The sequence below is a fragment of the Bacillus xiapuensis genome (assembly GCF_002797355.1).
GTDB lineage: Bacteria > Bacillota > Bacilli > Bacillales > Domibacillaceae > Bacillus_CE > Bacillus_CE xiapuensis.
In genome coordinates, this window is sequence record NZ_KZ454940.1 from 320025 (window position 1) to 343981 (window position 23957).

18 protein-coding genes are annotated in these 23957 nt (G+C 42.9%); 9 read left to right on the forward strand and 9 right to left on the reverse strand.

Annotation, left to right across the window (positions count from 1 at the left end):
• Positions 1 to 60: 60 nt before the first annotated feature.
• Both CEF20_RS13240 and CEF20_RS13245 read left to right on the forward strand, forming a co-directional pair.
• On the forward strand, positions 61 to 1170 hold the full coding sequence (locus CEF20_RS13240) for a mandelate racemase/muconate lactonizing enzyme family protein (protein WP_100332393.1): 1110 nt from the start codon (positions 61 to 63) through the stop codon (positions 1168 to 1170).
• Positions 1171 to 1182: 12 nt separating this feature from the next.
• On the forward strand, positions 1183 to 2304 hold the full coding sequence (locus tag CEF20_RS13245; RefSeq protein ID WP_100332394.1) for an amidohydrolase: 1122 nt from the start codon (positions 1183 to 1185) through the stop codon (positions 2302 to 2304).
• A gap of 147 nt (positions 2305 to 2451) precedes the next feature.
• Here the strand turns inward: CEF20_RS13245 and CEF20_RS13250 are convergent, their stop codons facing one another.
• Both CEF20_RS13250 and CEF20_RS13255 read right to left on the reverse strand, forming a co-directional pair.
• A complete protein-coding gene (locus CEF20_RS13250; protein ID WP_100332395.1) occupies positions 2452 to 3258 on the reverse strand; it encodes a LysM peptidoglycan-binding domain-containing protein in 807 nt (268 codons plus the stop codon).
• Between the two features lie 553 nt (positions 3259 to 3811).
• Positions 3812 to 4357 (reverse strand): 3D domain-containing protein, encoded by a 546-nt coding sequence (locus tag CEF20_RS13255; protein WP_100332396.1) that lies wholly within the window; start codon positions 4355 to 4357, stop codon positions 3812 to 3814.
• A 329-nt stretch (positions 4358 to 4686) separates the two neighbouring features.
• On the opposite strand from CEF20_RS13255, the gene CEF20_RS13260 reads away from it, so the two are divergent.
• Complete coding sequence (locus CEF20_RS13260) at positions 4687 to 5352, forward strand: hypothetical protein (RefSeq protein ID WP_100332397.1); 666 nt, start codon at positions 4687 to 4689, stop codon at positions 5350 to 5352.
• A 21-nt stretch (positions 5353 to 5373) separates the two neighbouring features.
• Positions 5374 to 6609, forward strand: a complete 1236-nt coding sequence (locus CEF20_RS13265) for an efflux RND transporter periplasmic adaptor subunit (RefSeq protein WP_157796283.1) — start codon at positions 5374 to 5376, stop codon at positions 6607 to 6609.
• A gap of 58 nt (positions 6610 to 6667) precedes the next feature.
• Here the strand turns inward: CEF20_RS13265 and CEF20_RS13270 are convergent, their stop codons facing one another.
• The 3 genes from CEF20_RS13270 to serC form a co-directional block, all read right to left on the reverse strand.
• Positions 6668 to 10153 (reverse strand): S8 family peptidase, encoded by a 3486-nt coding sequence (locus tag CEF20_RS13270; protein ID WP_157796284.1) that lies wholly within the window; start codon positions 10151 to 10153, stop codon positions 6668 to 6670.
• 176 nt (positions 10154 to 10329) lie between these two features.
• A complete protein-coding gene (locus CEF20_RS13275) occupies positions 10330 to 11505 on the reverse strand; it encodes a phosphoglycerate dehydrogenase (RefSeq protein WP_100332400.1) in 1176 nt (391 codons plus the stop codon).
• A gap of 18 nt (positions 11506 to 11523) precedes the next feature.
• Positions 11524 to 12606 (reverse strand): 3-phosphoserine/phosphohydroxythreonine transaminase, encoded by a 1083-nt coding sequence (gene serC / locus CEF20_RS13280; RefSeq protein ID WP_100332401.1) that lies wholly within the window; start codon positions 12604 to 12606, stop codon positions 11524 to 11526.
• A gap of 522 nt (positions 12607 to 13128) precedes the next feature.
• Between serC and CEF20_RS13285 the strand changes: the two genes are divergently transcribed.
• Entirely contained in the window at positions 13129 to 14532 is a 1404-nt protein-coding gene (locus CEF20_RS13285; protein WP_100332402.1) for an alanine/glycine:cation symporter family protein, read from the forward strand.
• 153 nt (positions 14533 to 14685) lie between these two features.
• The gene (uraA, locus tag CEF20_RS13290; protein ID WP_100332403.1) at positions 14686 to 15951 is read left to right on the forward strand and encodes a uracil permease; all 1266 of its coding nucleotides are present in this window, start codon (positions 14686 to 14688) and stop codon (positions 15949 to 15951) included.
• Positions 15952 to 16118: 167 nt separating this feature from the next.
• Here the strand turns inward: uraA and CEF20_RS13295 are convergent, their stop codons facing one another.
• The 4 genes from CEF20_RS13295 to CEF20_RS13310 form a co-directional block, all read right to left on the reverse strand.
• Positions 16119 to 16979 (reverse strand): CvfB family protein, encoded by an 861-nt coding sequence (locus tag CEF20_RS13295; protein ID WP_100332404.1) that lies wholly within the window; start codon positions 16977 to 16979, stop codon positions 16119 to 16121.
• A 324-nt stretch (positions 16980 to 17303) separates the two neighbouring features.
• Positions 17304 to 17960 carry a response regulator gene (locus CEF20_RS13300; protein ID WP_100332405.1) on the reverse strand — a complete coding sequence of 219 codons (657 nt, stop codon included), beginning with the start codon at positions 17958 to 17960 and terminating at the stop codon, positions 17304 to 17306.
• Between the two features lie 5 nt (positions 17961 to 17965).
• Positions 17966 to 19462 carry a sensor histidine kinase gene (locus CEF20_RS13305; RefSeq protein ID WP_100332406.1) on the reverse strand — a complete coding sequence of 499 codons (1497 nt, stop codon included), beginning with the start codon at positions 19460 to 19462 and terminating at the stop codon, positions 17966 to 17968.
• Positions 19396 to 20349: a hypothetical protein gene (locus CEF20_RS13310; RefSeq protein ID WP_100332407.1), complete on the reverse strand. Its 954-nt coding sequence runs from the start codon at positions 20347 to 20349 to the stop codon at positions 19396 to 19398. The genes CEF20_RS13305 and CEF20_RS13310 overlap by 67 nt, the downstream gene beginning before the upstream one ends.
• Positions 20350 to 20811: 462 nt before the next feature.
• Here CEF20_RS13310 and CEF20_RS13315 point away from each other — a divergent pair, with 462 nt between their 5' ends.
• The 3 genes from CEF20_RS13315 (at position 20812) to CEF20_RS13325 (ending at position 23953) form a co-directional block, all read left to right on the forward strand.
• Positions 20812 to 21741, forward strand: a complete 930-nt coding sequence (locus CEF20_RS13315; RefSeq protein ID WP_269799239.1) for a S8 family serine peptidase — start codon at positions 20812 to 20814, stop codon at positions 21739 to 21741.
• Positions 21742 to 21848: 107 nt separating this feature from the next.
• Complete coding sequence (locus tag CEF20_RS13320; protein WP_100332408.1) at positions 21849 to 22739, forward strand: ABC transporter ATP-binding protein; 891 nt, start codon at positions 21849 to 21851, stop codon at positions 22737 to 22739.
• Entirely contained in the window at positions 22736 to 23953 is a 1218-nt protein-coding gene (locus CEF20_RS13325; RefSeq protein WP_100332409.1) for an ABC transporter permease, read from the forward strand. Before CEF20_RS13320 ends, CEF20_RS13325 begins: the two co-directional genes overlap by 4 nt.
• Positions 23954 to 23957 lie beyond the last annotated feature (4 nt).

A 23957-nucleotide genomic window follows, 5' to 3' on the forward strand; every position in this document is an offset into this window, starting at 1 on the left:
AAGCTTCTTTTTCCCTTATACTAAAGATGATGCATAGATCATAAGGGAGAGGACGAACAAATGAAGATTGTAAAAGCAGAAATACGCGGTGTTCATTTGCCGCTTCAATCACCGTTTGTCATATCGTATGCCACTTTTCACTACATGCCGTCGATCATTGTGAAATTGGAAACGGACAACGGAATCACCGGTTGGGGAGAGGCTGTTCCCGATGAACATGTAACGGGAGAAAGCTTCTTCGGCACGATAGAAATCTTGCGGCATGTGCTTTTGCCAAAGGTTATGGGGAAAAATCCTTTTCAAATTGAAGAAATTCATCATATGATGAATCAAACAATTACAGCGAATCCAGCAGCCAAAGCGGCAATTGATATCGCTTGCTACGACTTAATGGGCAAAGCATCCGATCTGCCAGTCTATGACTTAATTGGCGGACGGGCACATACAGAGCTGACTTATCCAAAGGTTTTGAGCATTGATGAACCTGAAGCGATGGCGGAAAAAGCGCGCGAAGCGATAGCCTCCGGCTTTCAATCGCTTAAGCTGAAGGTCGGCTCGGATTACCGCCTGGACGTTAAGCGCATTCAAGCGGTGCGGGAAGCCGTCGGCGGCGAGGTGCCCATTCGCGTCGATGCCAACCTGGGCTGGCACAGCTATTCGACCGCCATTCAAGCGATGAAGCAGCTGGAGCGCTTCCATCTTTCCTGGATCGAGCAGCCGATCCGCCTTGGCGATATCGACGGTCTTGCTCAATTAAAGCGGCAATCGACCATTCCGATCATGGCGGATGAATCCATTCAAACAGGCGAGCAGCTGATCGACATGATCAAAAAAGAAGCGGTGGATAAAATCAATATTAAGCTGATGAAATCCGGCGGCATTTTTCCAGCGATTCATATTGCCAAAGCGGCGGAGTACGCCGGAATCGATTGTCAGATCGGCTCGATGGTGGAATCGTCCATCGGTTCCGCCGCTGGTTATCATACCGCCATTTCCAGAAAAAATATCACAAGCACAGAATTAACCGGCCCGCTCTTGTTCAGCCAGGATATTGGAGATCTGCATTACGAAGTGCCTTTTGTCCACTTGAATGAAAAGCCTGGACTGGGACTGATCATCAACGAAGAAACACTGCAGGAATTAACGGTCATTCATGCAGAAGTTCACTAAGGAGGATGCGTCTTGGATAACACCAACCTCAGGCTGGATCGCCGCCTGCTAGACATTTTTCATTACTTGCACACCCATGCGGAAATCAGCTGGAAAGAAACCAATACGACAGCTTATATCGCGGATATACTGAGATCAGAAGGCATTGCTTGCTACACCTTTGACGACTGCACAGGCCTTGTCGCCGAAGTGGGGAGCGGCCAGCCCGTTATTGCCGTTCGCGCCGACATTGATGCTCTGTGGCAGGAGGTAAACGGCACCTATCAGGCGAATCACTCATGCGGCCACGATGCCCATATGGCCATTGTCATCGGCACGATTTTTTCTTTAAAGGATCATGTGAAAAAAGGAACCGTGCGCTTTATTTTTCAGCCAGCAGAAGAAACCGGAGGCGGCGCCTTGAAAATGGTCAAAAAAGGAGTCGTCGATGATGTGGATTACTTGTTCGGCATTCATTTACGCCCGGCGGAAGAGCTGCCTTTCGGTAAAATGACGCCGGCCATTCATCACGGCGCCGTCGCTTTTCTAAAGGGGAGCATTGCCGGCCACGATGCCCACGGCGCCCGTCCGCATCAGACGGTGAACGCGATTGATGTGCTCTCGGCCATCAACGAACAGCTGAAGTGGATCAAGTTCCCGCCGTTTGAATCCTACTCCGTGAAAATGACGTACATGGAAGCGGGCGGCCAAAGCTTAAACATCATTCCCGGTACTGGCAAATTTGGATTGGATGTCCGTGCGCAAAAAAATTCCGTTTTACTGGACATGCAAAAGGAAGTGGAAAAGAAGCTGGACGGGTTGGCCCAGCTTCTTCAAGTGAACATCGCCTATGATTGGATCGATGTGACGCCCGGAGCGGAAGTGTCACCGGAAGCGGAAGAATACCTGCGCCAAGGCATCATCCAAGCTGCAGGCAAAGACCGGCTCGCGCCGCCGCTCACCACATCCGGCAGCGATGATTTTCACTTCTACACCATCGAGCGGCCTCATTTAAAAGCCTCCATGATGGGCATCGGCGCCGATTTAAAACCCGGATTGCACCATCCGGATATGACATTTGATAAACGAGCCATCCAACTCGGCGTGGAAGCCCTCGCCGCCACCGTGCAGCAGGCATTACAAGGGGCTGAATGATCAACATCCAGCAAAGTATAAAAGCCAAGAACGCTGATTTTCCAGCATTCTTGGCTTTTTTCTCATGGACTGAGATTCCCCTCCACTATCCTACATTTAAAAGCCTCTCAGCTGACGCTCGGCTGAGAGGCATAGACAGACTTTTAATTAGTCTAAAATCGTAATGTTTACTGTGCGGACACCCCAGCTGTTTGCTTGGGATTTAGTTGGCACGTGAAGGTCGATTCTGTTGCCTTTAATCGCACCGCCAGTATCTCCTGCGATTGCTGTACCGTAACCTTCAACGTATACTTTTGAGCCTAGCGGAATCACGTTAGGATCCACAGCGATCACTTTTGCATTGCGGTTCGCATTTAAATTAATTCCTGTAGCAGTAACGCCAGAGCAGCCGTTACATTGTGCTGTGTACGCTGTTGCTGTCACGGTCATTGTTTTTCCTTGAGCCGGTGCTGTAGCTTGAGCTTTTTGAACAGGCGCTTGAGATGCTGCTTGCTGCTTTTGCACCGGTGCTGGAGCTTGAGCTTGAGCTGGAGCAGCTGCTTTTTGAGCAGGCTGGCTCTTCACTTGAACGTTTCCAGATACGGCTAATTGGTCTCCCGGATAGATCATGTGAGAAGACAATCCATTCAGAGCTTGAAGCTTACTGACAGAAATGCCATGAGCACGAGCGATTTTGCCTAATGTGTCTCCCGGTTTTACTGTGTATGTTCCATTATTAGAAGGTGCTGGAGCAGCAGTTGAACCGCCAACCTCTAATGTTTGATTAGGAAAAATAAGATCAGATGATAGCTTATTCCAGTTTTTTAGTTGCTGAACAGTCGTATTATGTTTCTGAGAAATTCCCCAAAGTGTATCTCCGCTCTGTACTGTATATGATTGTGCGGAAGCGGCTGTGCCGAATAATCCTCCGCCGATTACTGTAGTAGCTGCAAGTGCGATAATTTGTTTTTTCATAATAGAAAAACCTCCTGATCGTTCTGACACGCGGTCATTTCCTACATACTAAATTGAAAGAGAAACAAGAAATAACCGCCTGCGAGAATCTTTTTATAAAAAATTGTCCCGTGGCAATAAACAAACAACTAATGAGTGAATTGATTGTAAGTTGGATTTATTTAAACAGCTGAATAACCTGCGTTATCCGCTGACGAAATTCATTGTACCACGGTTTTCCATGTAATGATTTTAAGAAGTCATTACGCTTTGGTGCGAGAATATAACGAAAGTATTACAGATAGGAGGATGCGCTTATTTTGTAACCAAGATGAAATAAATCAGTCAATTCCCTTAATTGCAGCTGTCTGATTTCAGCAGACGAGCCGCAGCTGCCGCCTTTTTCATAGATTCATATAAAGTATGTTCTCAAACAGCTCGTGCCCGAGTGAATCAGGGATACAGGTGAATGACTGGCCAATGAGACTTCCGGTTCCCCCTCCATCTTTGATGAGAATAGGATAAAAAAAAGAAATCCGCTGACATAACGGATTTCTTTTGATCCAGTACTATTTTATTTTAGAACTTTCACTTTAACCGTGCGGACACCCCAGCGGTAAGCTTGTTTTTTAGTAGGGAAGAACACGTCAATCTTATTTCCCTTAATCGCTCCGCCCTTATCACCGGCCACCGCCTCGCCATATCCTTCTACATAGACTTTCGTTCCTAATGGAATGACCTTCGGATCAACCGCAATGACTTTCGCCTTCGGATTTTTCTTTAAATTGATGCCTGTTGCTGTAATACCTGAGCATCCGCGGCATGAAGCAGTGTATGCCGTCGATCTGACACTCAGCTCTTTCACGACTTTCTTGCCGGATGCTGCCGGCTTCGCCTTGCGTACAGCTGATTTTGAAACGATTAATTTCTTGCCGATTGCTATATTATTAGACTTTAAGTTATTCCATTGTTTCAGTTGATTCACAGTTGTCTTATGTGCCCTTGCAATGCTCCATAATGTGTCTCCACGTTTTACTGTGTAGGTTGACGATGCGGCTTCAGCAACCGATGCGCTAAACACTAACAGAAAAATCATGAAAGACATGATCGCTTTTTTCACGGGTAATAGACCTCCTTAATTTGTAACACGAGTCTCATTCTACCACGTGAATATAACGATCATATTACATGGACATGTTCATTTCTTTACACAAATATTTCAAAGGATATAATTTTCTGAATATAATAGACCGCTAGCTTAAGAAGATTCACAAGCCGCCCTTTCTGCAAGCGGCGGATACAGCTGAATGAACCCCGCCGCAAAGCGGTGAAGAAAGAGGTAAATCTATTTTTTTATTCCCGCCTATTAGTTTATAATGGTATGTAGTCCCCCTGTTGTATATAATAAGGGATGATGTCATTTTATACTATTTATTGGAGGATTTTGTGATGATTTATCAAATGCAGCTGATTAAAGGGCTGTTCCGTCCAAGAGACAACTTTTATTCTTTAAGTCGCGCAGAACAAATCCGGGGTTTATGGCCTCGCATGGCTGCTTTGGTGATCTTTAGTGTGGTTCTTTCTTTTCTCAGCAGCTTTCTGGGAATTCAAGGAGAATCTGTTTCAGCCTACTTAGCTGATGTCAATCAAACAGCCCATGAATGGCAGAAGATGCTCTTTGCAATCGGCGCTTCGATTTGGGGTCTTCTCTATCCTTTGCTGTTTATTTTCATTCCGGCTCTATTATTCTGGACCTTCTTAGAAGTGGATTTTCGCAAGGTACTTGCCTTGCAGTCTATCGTATTTTTGATTTATTTAATAGAGATGTGCCTAGTGATGCTGCTTAATTGGTATTTTGCTATCCCGAGAGAATCCTCTCCTTTTTCTTTAGGCGTGCTTGTGCAGCAGGCAACAGATAAACAGCTGATCATCAGCTTCTTTAGCAGTATCTCTATCTTTCGGATTTGGGCCATCATACTGCAATATCAATTTTTAAAAGGGGCAACCGAGAGAGAACCGCGGTTCGTTTTCCTATTAATTATGACGATTACGATCTTCTTCTGGGTCTTTTCAGCCCTATTTACCTCAATACATATCGAAAGATTATTTTCATAAATAGGGAGGCGGGAACGAGCAATGAAACGATTGAATCGAAATATGTTGCTGGCGGCGAGCGCTGCATTTATAGCCGGCAACCTTTATTTAACATATAAAGAAGACAGTAAGGTTGAGCGGACTCAGCCCATCACCAGCTGGAAAACAGCCTCCAATCAAGATGTGGTGGAATCCTTTCGCACGACAGGAGTCATCACTCCGGCAGAAGAATACCCTGTGTACTTCAATAAAGAGCAAGGCACCTTTCAAAAGTTCCTGGTGAAGGAAGGCCAGCCCGTATCGCCCGGTACGCCTCTCTTTGAGTATTCATCTTCAGATCTTGAGCAGAAGGTCATGGAGCTGGAAGCAGAAAAGTCCAAAACCCAGCAGCAAATTCAATTAATGAATAAGCAAATTTCTCAGCTTCAAAGCATACTGTCTGAGTTGGAGCGGGAGGACAGCAAAGACGCCAAGGATAAGAAAGAAGAGCGGAATAAAGACGCGCGGGTGACGACAGAAAATGAAATAATCGATCAGGAAACCGAAAAATTCAAGCTGGAAGAGGAGCTGCGCAAATATGACAAGCTGATTGCGGAGTATGAATCCAGCAAAAGTAATTTGATCGTTAAAAGCGAAGTGGAAGGCTTCGTAAAGTCGATCGATCAAAACCTGAACAATCCGCTGATCTCCATCCGTTCGCGCAACCCGGCTATTCAAGGTGTGTTTGATGAAAAGCAAATGAAAAAAGTAACAGAAGGCTTGAAGATTCACGCAGCGGTCGATCCATTTCCGCCGGCGTTCAACGGATCTATTACGGATATTCACGAATTTCCTGAAGAGGAACCGTCCGTCAAGCGCAAAAGCTTATATCCATTTACCGCTCAGCTTGAGCAAAACGGCTTTGAAGAGGAGCTTAGCCAGCTGCTTCCCGGCATGAAAGCAAATGTAACGGTTGTCACGAAGGAAGCGCTGCAAGCGGTCACGGTGCCGAAATCCAGCGTGGAAACAAGCGGAAAGCGTTCGTACGTTTACGTGCTAAATACGAAAGGCGATATTGAAAAGAGAAGCGTAACGCCCGGACTGCTCGTCAAGGATGTGCAGGAAATTCAAAGCGGCTTAGCGGCCGGTGAGAAGATCGTCACCAACCCGGACAAGCTATTGGCGGAGCATGCTTCGTTTATTACACCGATTCAGCAAGAGAAGCTGGCTAAGAAAGACTTGCAGCAGCTCTCCAAAAAAGAAAAAATCAAATTTATTTTAATGGGCGTGCTGTCATAAGCGCCTCTCAATACAAAACAGGCGATCCTCCCAGATGGATCGCCTGTTTTCACATTCTTTATTTTATTGTTAATTGGTAAGGCTGAGCCGAAGCGCGGCCTTGTGTTTCGCTAATTTCGATAAAGTATCGGCCTTTTTTCAAATGAAGGACGGCCAGCTCCTCATCCCCGCTTCCATATTGATCGAAGCTTTGTACGAGCTTGCCTTTCGCGTTATAAATCTCGATTTTGCCATCGAGACCTTGTTCCATCTGCAAATTCATGGCGTACTGCTTATCCTTCGCTACGTTTAAAACGAAATGATCCACATCACCAAATGGCACCTCAGCATTCATATAGCCATTGATTCCTAAACCGCCGCGCATTTTCTTTAAACTGATCGGCTTCGCCGGCACATGCTGGACAACTTTACCGTCTCCATCCTTTACGTTCCCGAACATTTTGGCCAGCTTCACTTCGTATGGCTGTACATTCGGAGACATGGACGTGAACGGGCTGACCATTAAGAAATAACCGGCATTCTTCTTGGCTTTGAAGGAAAGATCCACTTTTGTATCAAATGACATTTCCATAAGATTCGGACCAAAAGGAACTGCTTTTAGCTTTTCTTCCTCATCTAGCACCTTATCTCCGTTCGTGTCTTCAATCAGCTGACCGCTAAATACGATCGGCGTGCGCAAATTATAAGGAACTTTTGCTTGTTCCGCAGTCGGCTTAGGCGACCGGATCATGAGACGGTAAATATCCGTTCCTGCCCCGTTTTTGAAATAATAGTGATCCGTATCTCCCGGACGAATAAAGAAATTATGATACGATTTGCCTTGCTTGATGCTTAGCGCCTGTTCTGGATTATTCTCGTCCTCATCTATTTCTTTCGGCAAATCGGCCACTTTGGCTGTTTGGATCGTGTACGGATCGGCTGACAAATCATAGGATGAGTTTTCCAATTTCAGAATATATGTTTTTCCGGCGTTCAGCGCCGCGTTCGTCGCATTCTGTTGCATGCCTAACAGCTCGCCCAGTATCGCGCTTATCGTATCTGCTTCCTCGATAATCGGAATAAGGGATTCGCTCTCCTTATCATACTCTAGAATCGAGGCTGTCGGAGTCATACTGGAGCCCTTCTTAACCTGGATATCATAGATTCCATCGGCAGAAGGCGTGAATTTATAATAATCCTCATCTCCCTCCACTTGGAAATAACCTTGCTTATCGTTTCCGAGTGTATAAGGAAGCGCATGGGCTAAGATATCCTTCGTCATATCCTCTTCCTCAAGCTCTTCTTCTGCGGACTCTTCTTCCAATGTATGATCAATTTTCTCCGCTGCTTTTTCATCTGCGTACTCTTGCGGATCAATATCTCCCTCTTGCAGGCTTGCTTCTAGATCTTCTGTAAATGGCAGCCCGTCTTCATCTTCAGGTAGCTGCTTTTCTTCCACTTTCAATTGGTATGGGTAGGCCGATGAATCATAAGAGCTGAGCTCCATAGCATCTTCCCCCATGCCTAGTAACGACAGAATGGAATCCATTGACATATCCTCAGAGATCACTTCATTAGTTACCGCCACTTCATATTTCACGCCTGGGACAGCTTTAAATGAAAGGACTTCCCCATCATTCAGGCCGTTATCATCGGCAGAAACCACTTCTTCCCCATCAGCAGACATCGATACGCTGATGGATGTATTGACTCCTGGCAGATCAGACAGTGAAATCGAGAGAACTTTTGGCTGATCAACCGATAAAGTGAAATAATCGTAATCCGGGGTACCTTCTTCTTCTGAAAATACAGTAAAGTCCTCTTTAATAAATGGCAGAGAGGTAATGTTCACTGGATTTTCCTGAGTGGCTTGATCTGCTTTCAAATCGGTATATTTATCGGCTTTAAAGGTATAGCTGGATTTTCCGGAAGCATCGTAGCTGCCATTGACATCCTTAATGCCAATAACCAGCGTGCCTTTTTCTTCCGCTGTGTATAGATACCCTTCCTGTTTGCCGGCTCGTCCTTTGTCCCACTCCATTAACGTGCCTTCTTCCGCTTCTGCCCCTTCAGGGATAAAATAAAATTCCATGCCATAATCATAAGATTGACTCGCTGATAGAACTGTTTGGACATGTTCCTTTTCATTTAAAGGAATCTTATACCAATGCATTTCTCCCGGCGACTTGATGCTGCCTTGCAGCGTATTTTTCTCTTTGGTTAATGCTTTCGCTGATTTGATCAGTTCATCCCCTGTATAGACAGGCTTTTTGGGCAGCTTTTTCGGGTCGAATTTCAGCGCATTCAGCGGATTAACCAGCCCGTTAGCAAATGTTAAATCATAGCCTTTCGGACCGAGGTCGGTCGCGGTTCTTTCAAGAATATTCTCCACATCATAGGATGTTAAGTTCGGATATTTGGATTTTAATAGGGAAGCCGCCCCAGCAACCATTGGAGAAGCCATGGACGTTCCAGTCAATAGAGAAAAAGTAGACCCTTTTCCCTGTTCATAGCCTGTGTTATAAATATCCTCTCCAGGAGCTACCACATCGACGGAAGCTCCGTAATTCGAGCTGTCCGAAAGCTTTTTATGGCGGTTAATATTCCCTACGCTAATGACGCCCGGATAAGCCGCCGGATAAGAATAGGTATCCGTTCTCTCATTTCCTGCTGCCGCAACGACAACGATACCAGCATCAATCGCTTTTTCAATCGCTTCCGCTACAACTGGAGAAGAAGCCGGTCCGCCGAGGCTAAGGTTAATGACATTCGCTTTTTTAGAAATAGCGTAAAGAATCCCTTCCGCAATCGTAAAGTCGTTGGCTGCAAGATCACCGTTGAATACATCAACAGGCAAGATCTTGGCTTTAGGATTCACTCCATGGCCGCCAATGCCGTTATCCGCTTTCGCTCCAATGATCCCCGCTACATGCGTACCATGCAGATCACGAACCGGTGTTCGCGCAGGATCCGCTGCATTATATGGCGGCAGCAACTGCCCCTTCAAATCCGGATGCTTATAATCAACACCGCCGTCGACAACAGCGACCGTTACCTGATGTTTGCCCGCCTGCGGCAATGCCTTATCCACATTCAGCATTGGCAAATGGTACATTTTAGATTTCTTAGGGTCGCCTTTAACTGCGGCAAACTGCTTGTACTTAATGCTTGGGGTAATAGAAACGACTTCTTTTTGTTTGCGGTACACCTTTAACACATCGCTGGCTTTTGCTTTTTTCGGGATATAAACCACATCGTATCCCAATTGCGGCAAGGAGCGAACAAGCTTTACGCCCGCTTTCTTATGTATGCTTTTCGCAATAGGCTTCTTATACTTGATAACAAGCGTCTGAGCGTCGGCTAATCGGTTCATTTCTTTATTCGCTTTATAAGCCTCCAGCTTTCTCTCTTTCTCTCCTGCTGTAATGGAAGCCGACTTGGCTGCCTTCTGAAACACTTTGACCTCTTCACTGTGAATAGGCTGATCGGCGGCAAGTGCGGCTGCCGGAAAGGCCATAATAGCTGAAACCCCGATCGCTAATCCACGTTTCCAACTTTTAACCATATTAATGATTCCCCCTACTAACAATTTGTCATCATCCATCATAACGGATAAAAGGGTAAAAAGTTTCACTTTTTAAGAAATACTTAACAATTTATGAATTTTTTTCGAACAATCAATAAAAAAGCAGCAGAAAATCAGATCGATAAAATCCTTTTTCTCTGCTGCTTTCTAGAGCATTAAATCACGCGTACGGTGACAACACCTTCAATTTGGTTGATTTTTTCCAACAAACCTGGTATGACATCGCCGTTTACTTGATTCTCGATATCGATCATCGTGTAGGCGTAGTCGCCGCGGCTTCTGTTGACCATGTCTGCAATATTTAGATGATAATCAGACAAGGCGGCTGTAATTTGTCCAACCATGTTTGGCACATTTTTATGGTAAGCCGTTACGCGGCGTCTTCCTGTGTAAGGAAGAGAAGCATTGGGCAAGTTAACAGAGTTTTTAATATTCCCTGTTTCCAAAAACTCTTTCACTTGGCGAGAAGCCATGATTGCGCAATTTTCTTCCGATTCTTTCGTTGATGCGCCAAGATGAGGAATCGGCACGACATTTTTCATTTTCAGCACATGATCATTCGGGAAGTCGGTAATATATTTAGCCACAATTCCTTTTTCAATCGCTGCGGCCATGTCCTGCTCATTAACAAGCTCACCGCGTGAGAAATTCAAAATGTGAACGCCCTGCTTCATGAGCGCAAAGGCATCCTCATTAAACATTCCTTTCGTTCCATCCGTCAGCGGTACATGCACCGTAATATAGTCACTGTTGGCAAACAGCTCTTCCAATGTTAGCGCGCGCTTGACATTGCGGGAAAGCTTCCAAGCGGTGTCCACGGAGATAAACGGATCGAAGCCGATGACATCCATATCGAGATTGAGCGCATCATTAGCCACGAGCGCTCCAATCGCTCCCAAACCGATAACCCCTAATGTCTTGCCTTTGATTTCCTTACCGACAAATTTCTTTTTGCCCGCTTCCACAAGCTTAGGCACTTGGTCGCCTTGTCCTTCAAGCGTTCTCGTCCATTGCACACCGGCAAATAAATTGCGGGAAGAAGCCATCAGCGTTGTCAGCACCAGTTCTTTCACGGCATTGGCATTCGCTCCGGGAGTATTGAAAACAACGATTCCCCGCTCGGTGCATGCGCTTACCGGGATGTTATTCACACCAGCTCCCGCACGCGCAATGGCTTTTGTGTTTTCAGAAATCTCCACGTTATGTAAGTTAAAGCTTCGCAGCACGATCGCATCAGGATGGTCGCTATCATTATCAATGGTGTAGCGGTCTTGGTCAAAAACATTCAATCCGCATTGGGCAATATTGTTTAATGTTTTAATCGTATACACTGGTTCATTCTCCCTTTTTTATTGATGATTTTTTTCGAATTCTCTCATGAAGGCGACGAGCGCTTGCACCCCTTCTACGGGCATCGCATTATAGATACTAGCGCGCATGCCGCCGACAGAACGGTGGCCTTTTAATGTCTCCAGCCCCGCCTCTTTTGCTTCCTTCACGAATGCGGCATCTAATTCAGCAGACGGGGAAACAAACGGAATGTTCATAATCGAACGGCTGTCTTTTCTTACCGGTGAAGTAAACATCTCTGATTCTTCTAAATAACGGTATAAAATGTCCGCTTTTTTGCGGTTTATTTTCTCGATCTCTTTCAGGCCGCCGAGCTCTTTCAGCCATTCAAAGACAAGCTTTGCCATATAAATTCCATAGGTTGGCGGTGTGTTATATAAAGATCGTCCTTCACTATGAGTCTTGTAATCAAGCATCGTCGGACAGTTTTCAGAAGTTCGGCCGATTAAATCTTCTCGAATAATCACGACCGTTAAGCCGGCAGGCCCGATGTTTTTTTGCGCTCCTGCGTAAATTAAGCCGAATTGGGAGACATCGATCTCTTCCGACAAAATGTTGGAAGACATATCCGCAACGAGAGGGATATTTCCTGTATCCGGAATGTCAGAGTAGGCTGTCCCTTCAATCGTATTGTTCGTTGTAATATGCACATAATCGGCATCCGGGCTGATCAGGCTACTGTCGATTTTCGGGATGAACGTGAAGCTTTCTTCTTCCGATGAAGCAATCACCCGCACCTCCCCGAATTTCTTCGCCTCTTTAATGGCTTTCTTAGACCATGAACCCGTATTGACATAATCCGCTTTTTTGTTTTTGCCCATCAGGTTCAGCGGCACCATTGCAAATTGCTGCGAGGCTCCTCCTTGTACAAATAAGACCTTGTAGTTGTCAGGAATGTTCATTAATTCTCTAAGCAGCTGCTCCGCTTCGGTAATAATCTCCGTAAATAATTGCGAACGATGGCTTAACTCCATAACGGACATACCTGAATCCGAATAATTCACCAGTTCCTTTTGAGCTTTTTCCAGCACCGGCAGCGGCAGCATAGAAGGACCCGCTGAAAAATTATACACTCTTTTCATGTCAACACCCTCATTCGTTATAATTGGATATCAGAAAATTTATACTTTAATATTATTCGAATTATAAAGTATAAATACATCATAATCAAGAGGAACGAAGCAGATGAAATGGGGGTTCACAATGTTGGTAACGCTTACATAACCGCCATAATGGGAATTTGTTATTCACGAACATTTTTTTGTTTATTATGTTTTTTGTTCGCGTTTAAAGGTGGTCAAGTGCAAAGCTGTCCGTTTGAATAATAGCTTTAAAAAGGTGGAAAATTCTCAATATTAAAACTTTTGTATTTTCATAGCGATTTTTTGATATTTTGATATAATATAAGACATCAAGTTGTGATTTTCGACAAAATACTTTTAATCCTTTTAAATTTTTCAACAATTGTACAGTCTTTTCAAAATGTTAAAATAGATTTGAAGGCTAGTGAAAACGCTTTCAAAGATGGGGGTTATGCTCTTTTTCTGCCTAATCCGCGAATTATGCGGCAAAGAAAAAGATGAATGAAACAAGGGGGATTGAACATGCTAGAAATTTTGGAAAAGGTCAACGGGGTGCTATGGGGAACGCCCAGTCTCATTCTCCTAGTCGGCACCGGCTTATTTCTCACTTTGCTCCTCAGAGGGCTGCAATTTCGCAGGCTTCTCTACGCCTTTAAGCTGGCTTTCTCAAAGGAGCAGGCAGAGGATGCCCAGGCGGAGGGAGATGTCAGTAACTTTAAAGCGTTAATGACCGCCCTTGCGGCTACGATTGGAAACGGGAATATCGCCGGAGTGGCAACTGCGATTACACTAGGGGGACCAGGAGCGATTTTCTGGATGTGGATCGTGGGGCTGCTGGGAATGGCAACAAAGTATGCTGAAGCGCTGCTGGCGATGAAATACAGGGTTAAAAACAGCAAGGGGGAATATTCCGGCGGGCCAATGTATTATATTGAACGAGGATTAGGGAGGAAATGGAAATGGCTGGCGGTGCTATTTGCCTTGTTTGGCGCATTCGCCGCTCTAGGAATCGGAAATAGCGTTCAGTCCAACACGATTTCTGATGTTATGACCAAAAGCTTTCATATTAACGATTGGGTGACCGGCATAGTGCTTGTCGTTTTAACGGCTTTGATTATTTTTGGCGGCATTCAGCGAATTAGCACCGTTGCCGGCTTTTTTGTTCCGATCATGGCTTTTCTTTATATCGGCGGCTCGCTGCTGATTATCGGAATTCATTATGATCAGATCCTTCCTGCTTTTCAATTGATTTTCCACCACGCCTTCCAGCCCGTTGCCGCCGCGGGCGGATTTACGGGAATTGTCGTGGCAGAAGCGATCCGCAACGGAGTGTCTAAAGGGATTTTCTCGAATGAAGCAGGTCTGGGAACAGCGGCGCTTATCGCCGGAAACGCCAGGGCCGATCATCCCGTAAAACAAGCACTCGTTGCGATGACCGGTACATTTATCGTGACGATTGTCGTCTGTACGATGACGGGGCTTGTCCTGCTGATGACAGGCTTTTGGGATCCGACCGGCGGAATGATTTCCGGAGTCGCTCATGACCCGAACCTCGAAGGCGGCGCCTTAACGACCGCGGCTTTCGGATCGGCACTCGGCGCTGCCGGGGAATGGATCGTTTCTTTATCCGTTATTTTCTTTGGATTTTCCACCATTGTCGGCTGGTACATGTACGGGGAAAAATGCTTTGAATATTTGGCCGGATTAAAGTACATTACAGCTTACCGCTTTATCTATGTTACGGCGACAGGGATCGGAGCCGTTGCCAGTCTTACTACCGTTTGGGCCTTCGCTGATATGGCCAACGCTTTAATGATGATCCCTAACTTAATCGGTATTCTCTTCCTGTACAAGGTCATTGTGAAAGAGACCCAGCATTATTTCAACAGCAAAGCCAGTAAGGAAGACAAAAGAAAAGCAAGCTGACGTTCAAGCAGCTGACTGTGAATAGTCAGCTGCTTTTTCATGCTGCAATAAGCGCATTATTTTTTAAGAAATGCGTCTATTCATATAGAAAGCTGTATAATAATGCTGTATAATAGCTACAATTTGTGTTCAATAAGAAAAAGGAGAGTTACTATGCGCACTTATCAAGTTGATGAACGCCCGCCGGCGCTGGCACTTGTGCCGCTTAGCTTGCAGCATTTATTCGCTATGTTTGGCTCCACAGTGCTCGTGCCGATTCTGTTCGGGATCAATCCAGCGACGATTTTATTGATGAACGGCATCGGTACACTCCTTTACATTGTGCTTTGTAAAGGACAAATCCCCGCTTATCTCGGTTCCAGCTTCGCCTTCATTTCTCCCGTAACGGCCGTCATGGCGGATAAAGGGTACAACGCCGCTCTTGGCGGATTCATTGCTGTCGGCATCCTCTTTATTCTCATTGCCTGGATCATTAAAGTGGCGGGAACGAGATGGATTGACGTCGTCTTTCCTCCGGCCGCGATGGGAGCTATCGTCGCTGTCATCGGCCTCGAACTCGTGCCCGTGGCCAGCGGCATGGCGGGGCTTGTGAATCCTGAACCCGGAAAGCCCTGGACACCCGATGCGGATACGATTACCGTTTCCCTGCTGACGCTTGGCATTACACTAGTCGGCAATGTGATGTTCAGAGGATTTTTGAAAATCATCCCGATTTTAATTGGAATTATATCCGGCTATGTGATCGCCTTTTTTTACGGTCTTGTGGACTTTCAGCCTGTCCGTGAAGCCCAATGGTTCGCCTTGCCTGACTTCTACGCGCCGGAGTTCGACATTTCCAGCATGGCGATTATCATTCCCGCCGCTCTCGTTGTGATAGCTGAACATATTAGCCATTTAGTCGTGACCGAGAAGATTGTCGAGCGCGATTTAATGAAAAGGCCCGGTCTTGGCGTCTCCTTATTCGGCAATGGGATTTCCACTGTCATTTCCGGATTCGTCGGCTCAACACCGAATACGACTTACGGAGAGAACATCGGCGTGCTCGCGATGACCAAAGTCTATTCCACATGGGTCATCGGCGGCGCTGCTGTAATGGCCATTATTCTTTCCTTCTCCGGAAAGCTTGCGGCTTTAATCTCGACGATTCCAACAGCGGTGATGGGCGGAATTTCCCTGCTGCTGTTCGGAGTCATTGCCGTTTCTGGCTTGCGCATGCTCGTGGAATCGAAAGTGGATTACTCCAAGCCAACGAACATGATTTTAACAACGGTCGTGCTGGTGATTGGATTGAGCGGCGCGACGCTGACAATCGGAAGCCTGCAGCTAAAAGGCATGGCGTTAGCCACCGTCATTGCCATCCTGCTCAGCCTGTTCTTTACCATCATTGATAAGCTGAAAATTTCCAACGACTATGAATAAGCAGGGGCTGCGACGCAACTCAATTTGCTGTCATGACAGCCGAATCATTGTATGTTACTAAAAACATGAAGAACATTAAAACCGAACTATTACGAAGCTCCCGATTAGAGCTGCGGATAATAGTTCGGCTTTTTGATTAGCTGAAAACCTTTTGTTCCAGCCTCTTTCTATTCTTTCACAATATGCGTCCAGCCATCTTCTTGGTAGACTCTTTTTTCTTTCATCAGCTTGCCGAGCGCGCGTTTGAAAGCGCCCTTGCTTAAACCAAAGCGCTTTTGAATTTCTTCCGGAAAGCTCTTATCGCCATAAGGCATGGAGCCGCCGCGATGGACGAGATATTCATAAATTTCTTCTGCATCGTCCTTCTGTACTTCATGGCGGCGGCCGAGAAGTGAAATGTTGACGGATCCATCCTCTTTGACGTCAATAATCCGGCCATCGACTTTTTGTCCAAGGCGCGGCTCTTCTTGCCGCTGCGAATAATGGACAAAGCCGCGATAGCCTTCTGCCGTGATCACAAAAGTGCCCGCTTTGGCAGCGCGATACACAATCCCGGTAACATCTTTGTTATAATCTTTTTTCGTCGCTTTCGTAAACTGCTCCTGCATCACTTCTTCTGTCGCCGGTTTAGCAAACAGGCGGCCGCGGCGGTCGAGCTTCAACGTACAATACAATCTGTCGCCAACAATCGGGCGCACCGAATACAGAAACGGCAAGTCATCCTCGGACACAAGAATATCTTTCGTGATGCCGATCGATACGAATACGCCCAGCTTTTCTTCCACGCCAACGACTTCCACCCATCCGTACTGCCCCAGCGTAATCATCGGCTTCACCATCGTAGCAGCAAGGCGGCCTTGATGATCTTGGAACAAAAACACCTCCGCCGGCTCATCCGGATCGAACTCCTCTGTTATTTGCGAATGATGCAAAAGAACCGTTTCTTCTCCATCGGTCAAAAACCAGCCAAACGGCGCTTCATTCTTAACCTCTAGCGTTCTCACAGTTCCAGCTTGTAAATGAGACATATATGTGAAATCCTTCTTTCTTTTATATTTAGTAACCAATTTCCCCGAATTGCTTCTAATTATAACAGGAATCCGCAATCTCTGCGGCAATTTGCCGTTTATTCTGCCGCCATTGTTCAATCTTCATTTCAGTTGATATTCGCAATGTTTCTTGGTTCATCATTTTTCATCCGCTTTAAAGTATTCAACACCGCCGGTAAAGCCGTGGTCGTTGTTGGTGCTTTTATGATTATCAATCGCAGACTTTTGCTTGCGCTTTTTTCGCTTGTCTCATACTCCTTTTATAAAGCTTTTAAGCGGGCTGTCTCATAAGTCCCCTTTATCTCATAGATTCACATTAATAATTCCCATCCGCACCGCCTCGGCTAAGGCTTCTGATCGGGAGTTGACTTTAAATTTCTTGTAGATTTTCGTTAAATTATATTCAACTGCACGGACACTCATAAACAATTCTTCAGCAATTTCTTTATTCCCTCTTCCTTTTGAAATACCTTCAAGTATCTCCACCTCTTTTTGAGTAACAGAAATATTTGCTGGTTTCTTTTTGTTGGAGTTTGTTGTTTGAATCGTAACATCCGAAAGTCTTAATTGACTTAATAATGATATAGGAATAAGCGTGTACCCATGTAATACAGCTTGTATAGCCATCAAAAGTTCCTGTTTAGAAGCAGATTTACTAATAATTCCACTGACCCCGGAGTCAATTAATAAATTAAATTGAGAAGTATAATCAAACCCTGTATAAAGAATGATTTTTGCATCTTTATGAAATTTAAAAATCTTTGGGGCCAACTCAAGTCCAGAGCAATCAGGCATATTCATATCTAATAAGTAAACATCAAAAGGCTTTTCTCGGCTCATATTGATAACGTCATCAATAGACATAAGATAGGTAACATCAAACTCTTTTTCCTGCTCAATCATATTCTTCGTTCCTTCACCCACCAATTGGTGGTCATCTACAATTAAAACGCGTGTCAACTTTATCACCTCGGTATTGTAATATAAACTTGTAAGCCTTTCCCCTTGCTAGTGATAAACTCCACTTTCCCATTTAAGCTGAGGATCCGCTCTTTTAAACCAGATAATCCCATATGATTCTTTTTAGTAGGTGGTGATTTTATATCAAACCCTTTCCCATTATCACGGTAGTCAATAAAAATCGTTTGATCATCTTCCCACATACTGACGGATACACGGGTAGCTTCCGAATGTTTATCAGCGTTATTAAGGAGTTCTTGAAAGACGCGATAGATTGATAATGTTGTATTATAATCCTCAAATGTAACTGAAATATTATCAAACTGATAATCAAGATGATATTTAACTCGCATTTGGATCTGGGAAAATAATTCGTTCAATGATTTAATAAGTCCACCCTCTAATAAGAGGTTGGGTCTTAATTCATTACAAGTACTGCGAATTTGTTTAATAACATCAACCATCCCATTTTTGATTTTTACTAATTGCTCTTGTACATCACTTGGGATGTCTTGATTTTCTTGAATTACATTTTCCAATTTTCGATACCAAACAATCTGATCCTGCAAGGCGGAATCATGCAAATCTGAAGCCAACCGTCTTCGTTCTCTTTCAGCCAATTGAAATAAAAATCGCGATAATGAAACAGATGCAGGGTGATCCCCAATGTTCGGCTTTTGCAATGACTGGATTAAGTTATTAACAGCATGTAAGTTCTCGTAAACAAGGCGAACATATTTTACGATAGTAATCATCCAAGTTTTTTCATTGATATTAAAGCTTGTTTGGTTCCTTTTATGGCCTATCCAAACATAGATCATTTTTTGATCCTTATGATAAAGCCGGATTCCAAGTGAATCTTTAAGTTCCATTAAATCCCCATTCGTATCGCTTTGAATTAGCCATTCTTGATGTTTACGAAGGGTAAACTGATCATTATCACCGTGAACTACCCTTGTAGTATATTGGGACGTTTCCGAATCATATTCAACAAAGGTAATGATTGAGGGATTTAAAACAGAGACTACTTCTTTCACTAAAAGTCTATCTAATTCCTCTTCCTTCATAACGGCAGATAATTTTTGGGTAAACTGTTCAATGTTTTGGGTTAAATTTGTTTTATCCCTGAAGAGTTGATTTCGAAAAGAATAATCAACCTTTTCCTTCAGCAGTAAAAAGATAATATTTAACGTAAGTATTAAGAAAAAATTCTGTAGAAAACGGCTATATACATTACTCTCATGATTGACCGTTCCACTGACCACGAAAGAAATAATAATCGTTGGTATCAAGGATAAAACGGTATAATATCGAATCCGATTCAAAATAAAATTAATATCCAACAGCTGCTTTGTTAAGATCAAATAAGAATAACCTATTGGAATGGCAAAAAGAAACAAAGCTGCCACATCATCTGGTAAATATGGCAGTCCTATTATATAAGGAATGGCATGAAAAAAATAAAAGGAACAAACGCAACAGTTGGAATTACTAACATCCATTTTAGAAAAGGTTCATGTAAAGAATCCCGCTTTTTTATGTATATATAAATTAAAAGTCCAATGGAATAAACGATATTAAAAGAAAAGTAGATCAGCATTAAATTGTCCGTAAATAAACCTGATAATTCCTTAATAATCAAGCTATATAAATTGAGCAAAATAATTAGAATAGCAAGGATGATATTGATTGTTAACATAACTTTGGGCTTTTTTTGAATAAACCCCTTCTCCAAAAAGGTCGAATATACAAAGCAAAAAAAGCTAAGTGCTCCAAGTTGAAAAGAAAAGATTAAAATGAGATCAGCAACAAAATCCCTATGCGTTGCATTTGATGATAAAAAGCTGAGAGATGCTAACATCATAAAACCTAGCATAAAGTTAGCTGTTGCATTTTTTTTCTGAAAAATTAAAACCGATAAAAGCAACGTTAGGATTGAAAAAACACCTGGTATATAGAGTTCCTGCAAAAAATCTGAAACCTTTTTATCCGGTGCCATGAAGCGGATTACTTTATCATTATGTTCAACTGTTAAATCATCAGCATATTTAAGCGTATTCTGAACACCAGTCCCTTTTAATTCCTTCCCATCAATCTTTTTAATAATATCTCCCTTTTTAATATCTGTATTGTTCACCCAACCATTCTTGTTGATATGCTCAACAATAAAATTTTGGTGTTGATCTATGGATATTGTTACTCCACTAAAGGGACGTACCATCTGTGCAATCAAATACGTGTGTAAGGCTATATATACAATGAAGATAAAAATAGCCATGACTCTTCTAATTTTTATAACCATGCCTTCTTGTGTTCCTTCCAAAAAATTACAAATATACTTTGCGGTCATTACAAACTCGTTTTCGGTAATTACACCCAAGTTATCCATTATAATGAAATCATAAAATATGAAAGGTGCGATAAATGATGGTTATGGAAATCGTTGAACTATTAATAGCAAATCCAAATATTCAAGAGTGGAGTCAATCAAGCACACAACTTCTTAAAGAATTTACAAGTTCAGAAATAAAACCATCTCCCCTTTTAATCCATCCTCGATCTTATTATGGTTCCTTCAGTTCAACCGCATAAATTGGAAGAAAAATCCCTTATTTTATATATTTCGACATTAGGATTATTTTCCCTTTAAAGTTTTTTGTAAAGTAATTCCTAAGAATATGGGTACCTATAAGACCTTTATTTGCTGCTTTTTATCCAAATACTCCTGGTCGGAAACTGCAGTTTTTTGAGTGTTTTAACAAACAAATATTGCGGTTTTCCCTGTTTGGTTGGCGGTTAATACTTGCTGTTATCAAGATATGATGTTAGTAAGTAAAATCACAATATAAAAATTGGAATCGTTGATAGTGGGGTAGATATTCATCACCCAGACCTTAAACACAATATCATCAGTCCAGGAAAATCCCTTGTCCCAGGCGTTTCCTCCATGGTAGATGAAATTGGTCATGGAACGATGGCAGCCGGATCGATAGCAGCTAATGGAAATATTACAGGGGTATCTCCAGAGGTCGGCATTGTCCCATACAAGGTATTTCAAGGATATTCCGCTGACTCCAGCTGGATCATTAAAGGCATTATTGATGCTGCCAACGATGATATGGACATCATTAACCTAAGCTTAGGAACGTACAAGTCGCTAAAAAATAAGGAAGACCGTGCAACCTATCTTTCCTATATGCGTGCCATTGATTATGCCAATAAAAAAGGAAGCTTGCTAGTAGCTTCATCTGGTACAGATGGATATGACTTAACAACCCCTAAGAAACTTGCTGAACAAATGGGATTGAAAAACGATCTTCAGCTTCATATGCCTGGTGGATTACCGAATGTAGTTACTGTATCCGCAACCAATCTGAATGATCAACTAGCCTACTATTCTAATTATGGAACCAATGTTGATATTGCAGCTCCGGCTGGAGACTATGGACCAAACTTTGCAGATCAACAGAAAGTAGAATTGGAATATATGACGATCACAACTCATCCTACTACACTACCGCAATCCGAACTTAGTCAATACATGGGATTTGCACATGGTTATGAATTTATGATTGGCACAAGCTTAGCAGTACCTAAAGTTTCAGCTACAGCAGTCCTAATCATAGCTGAATATCAAGAGAAATATGGGAAAAAGCCATCTCCACATGTAATTAAAAGATACCTTTATGGCGGAACTGTTCAAGGAAACGGAACCACAAGACAATTAGGAAATGGAATTGTAAATGCTAAAAACTCTTTAGATCTTGTAAATAAACGATAACGGAGGAAAACAAAATGAAAATGAAATCTTTATTAATGACAGCTTTAGGTGTGCTGATAGGTGCCGCAATTATTTACTTCATTAAGAACTAAGAAAGGATGTATAAAATGGCCTTTGAAATCCAAGGATTAAATAAATCATTTGGAAATTATCAAGCTGTGAATAATTTAAATATTAAACTTGAAGAAGGAAATATTTTGGGAATGCTTGGACGAAATGGGGCTGGAAAAACCACAACCATTCGAATGATTCTAGATATTATTAAGCCGGATAGTGGCTCTATTCTCTGGAATGGGCGTCCATTGTCCAAAAAAGAGTTATTGATCGGCTATCTTCCCGAGGAAAGAGGCCTTTATCCAAAGATGAATGTCGTAGAACAATTGGTATTTCTAGCTAGATTAGAGGGTATTCCTTCAAAAATTGCGAAAAAACAGGCATTGAACTGGTTAGAAAGATTGGAAATGACCCCTTATGTTAAAAAGAAAACAGAAGAACTATCGAAGGGAAATCAACAGAAGGTTCAGCTAATTAGCTGCTTAATCCATGATCCGGATTTCATCATTTTAGATGAACCATTCAGTGGCTTAGACCCTGTAAACGCTGAAATGCTAAAGGATGTAGTCAAGGACCTAATAAAGAAGCGAAAAACAATCATATTTTGCAGTCATCAAATGGATAGTGTTGAGACCTTCTGCGAAGAAATATGCATCATGAAAAACGGAATCAAGGTATTGTCAGGATCCTTATCTGAAATCAAAAAAAGCTATGGATATCGTTATTTAGATGTACAGTCTGATGAAGATCTAGAGCCAGTTTTAGCCCAGAAAGATTATCGATACAAACGAAATAACCAGGGCTACTCCATTAAACTGACGAAAGATCAGGCACCTCTGAAGCTTATACAGGAAATTGATCAACTATATGGAGTACGAAGCCTTTACCTAAGGGAGCCTAGCCTACATCAAATATTCATCGAAAAAACGGGGGCGAAAATATGAGAAGCTTTGGGATCATACTGCAACAGACCTATCTTCAAGCTATACGATCTAAGCCGTATGTATGGATAACCATTGTGTTGATTTTCATTGGAGCTTTCATCTTAGCTCTCCCAAGTATAATGGAGAAATTCTCAGACAAAGAGGAAGCTGGAAATTTTGTTTTAATTACGAATGATGATTTCCAAATGAGTCAGCAACAATTGGATACCTTCCCATCAGATCATCTCTTTAAACTGGGCGATAGCTCGAATGTTGAAAGTTATAAAGAAAAGATTATTAATAACAAACTTGATGGATTGTTTGTTTTAAAGAATGGAGCGAATCCATCATCCATCCAATTAGATTATTATATGGAAAAGGATGATCCTTTACTTGTTCAAAATATGAAAGCTTTTGTGCAAAATTTTCACTTCCAACAAATTATTACTGAGAAAAATATAGATCAGGACGTAGCAAATATGCTTTCGGTTCAAATTGAACCAACAATGCAGCCATTAAGGGATACAGACACCCATTCATTTCTTATGATTTATTTATTAATCAGTATAATGTTCTTGGCCATTACCACCTATGGAAATAATGTGGCAACAGCGATCACATCAGAGAAATCATCGAGGGTGATGGAAGTCATGATTACAAAAATCTCTCCAGTTCCGATGATGTTTGGAAAAATCCTCGGTATCGGTCTAGCAAGCTTGACACAGCTGTTCATATTCTTCGCCAGTACGATCATGATGGCGAGAATGGAAATTTTCAAAATTAAAGAAGGCAGTATTGCCGATACATTGATGAATATGCTGACTGTTTCTTATACCCTTTACTTTTTACTAATCTTTATCCTTGGCTACTTTATTTACGCAGCACTCTTTGCGGTCATTGGATCGATGGCAAGTCGGCCAGAAGAGTTATCCAGTAGTACATTACCGATTACCATTATTTTAATGGCAAGTTTATTAGTAGAAATGATCTTTGTTATAGATCATCCAGAAGGATTAACAGCGAAAATCACATCGTATATTCCATTTACAGCTCCCATTAGTTTAATGGTTAGAATCGTAAACGAGGTGGTTTCACCGTTAGAAATTGTGCTGTCGATCGGGTCCATGCTAGTGAGCATCGCACTCTTCTCCTTATTAGCAGCGAAAATCTACCCGAAAGGCATTCTCAAAACCGATAAGCGATTAACATTTGGTCAACTAATTAAAAGTCATTAGTGTG

What these genes read in the sequence shown, in the direction of transcription:
- CEF20_RS13265 (WP_157796283.1), top strand. Translation starts at nt 5,374, where the DNA reads ATGAAACGATTGAATCGAAATATGTTGCTGGCGGCGAGCGCTGCATTT.
- CEF20_RS13270 (WP_157796284.1), bottom strand. Translation starts at nt 10,153, where the DNA reads ATGGTTAAAAGTTGGAAACGTGGATTAGCGATCGGGGTTTCAGCTATT.
- CEF20_RS13260 (WP_100332397.1), top strand. Translation starts at nt 4,687, where the DNA reads ATGATTTATCAAATGCAGCTGATTAAAGGGCTGTTCCGTCCAAGAGAC.
- CEF20_RS13305 (WP_100332406.1), bottom strand. Translation starts at nt 19,462, where the DNA reads ATGGATGTTAGTAATTCCAACTGTTGCGTTTGTTCCTTTTATTTTTTT.
- uraA (WP_100332403.1), top strand. Translation starts at nt 14,686, where the DNA reads ATGCGCACTTATCAAGTTGATGAACGCCCGCCGGCGCTGGCACTTGTG.
- CEF20_RS13325 (WP_100332409.1), top strand. Translation starts at nt 22,736, where the DNA reads ATGAGAAGCTTTGGGATCATACTGCAACAGACCTATCTTCAAGCTATA.
- CEF20_RS13320 (WP_100332408.1), top strand. Translation starts at nt 21,849, where the DNA reads ATGGCCTTTGAAATCCAAGGATTAAATAAATCATTTGGAAATTATCAA.
- CEF20_RS13240 (WP_100332393.1), top strand. Translation starts at nt 61, where the DNA reads ATGAAGATTGTAAAAGCAGAAATACGCGGTGTTCATTTGCCGCTTCAA.
- CEF20_RS13285 (WP_100332402.1), top strand. Translation starts at nt 13,129, where the DNA reads ATGCTAGAAATTTTGGAAAAGGTCAACGGGGTGCTATGGGGAACGCCC.
- CEF20_RS13295 (WP_100332404.1), bottom strand. Translation starts at nt 16,979, where the DNA reads ATGTCTCATTTACAAGCTGGAACTGTGAGAACGCTAGAGGTTAAGAAT.
- serC (WP_100332401.1), bottom strand. Translation starts at nt 12,606, where the DNA reads ATGAAAAGAGTGTATAATTTTTCAGCGGGTCCTTCTATGCTGCCGCTG.
- CEF20_RS13250 (WP_100332395.1), bottom strand. Translation starts at nt 3,258, where the DNA reads ATGAAAAAACAAATTATCGCACTTGCAGCTACTACAGTAATCGGCGGA.
- CEF20_RS13310 (WP_100332407.1), bottom strand. Translation starts at nt 20,349, where the DNA reads ATGGATAACTTGGGTGTAATTACCGAAAACGAGTTTGTAATGACCGCA.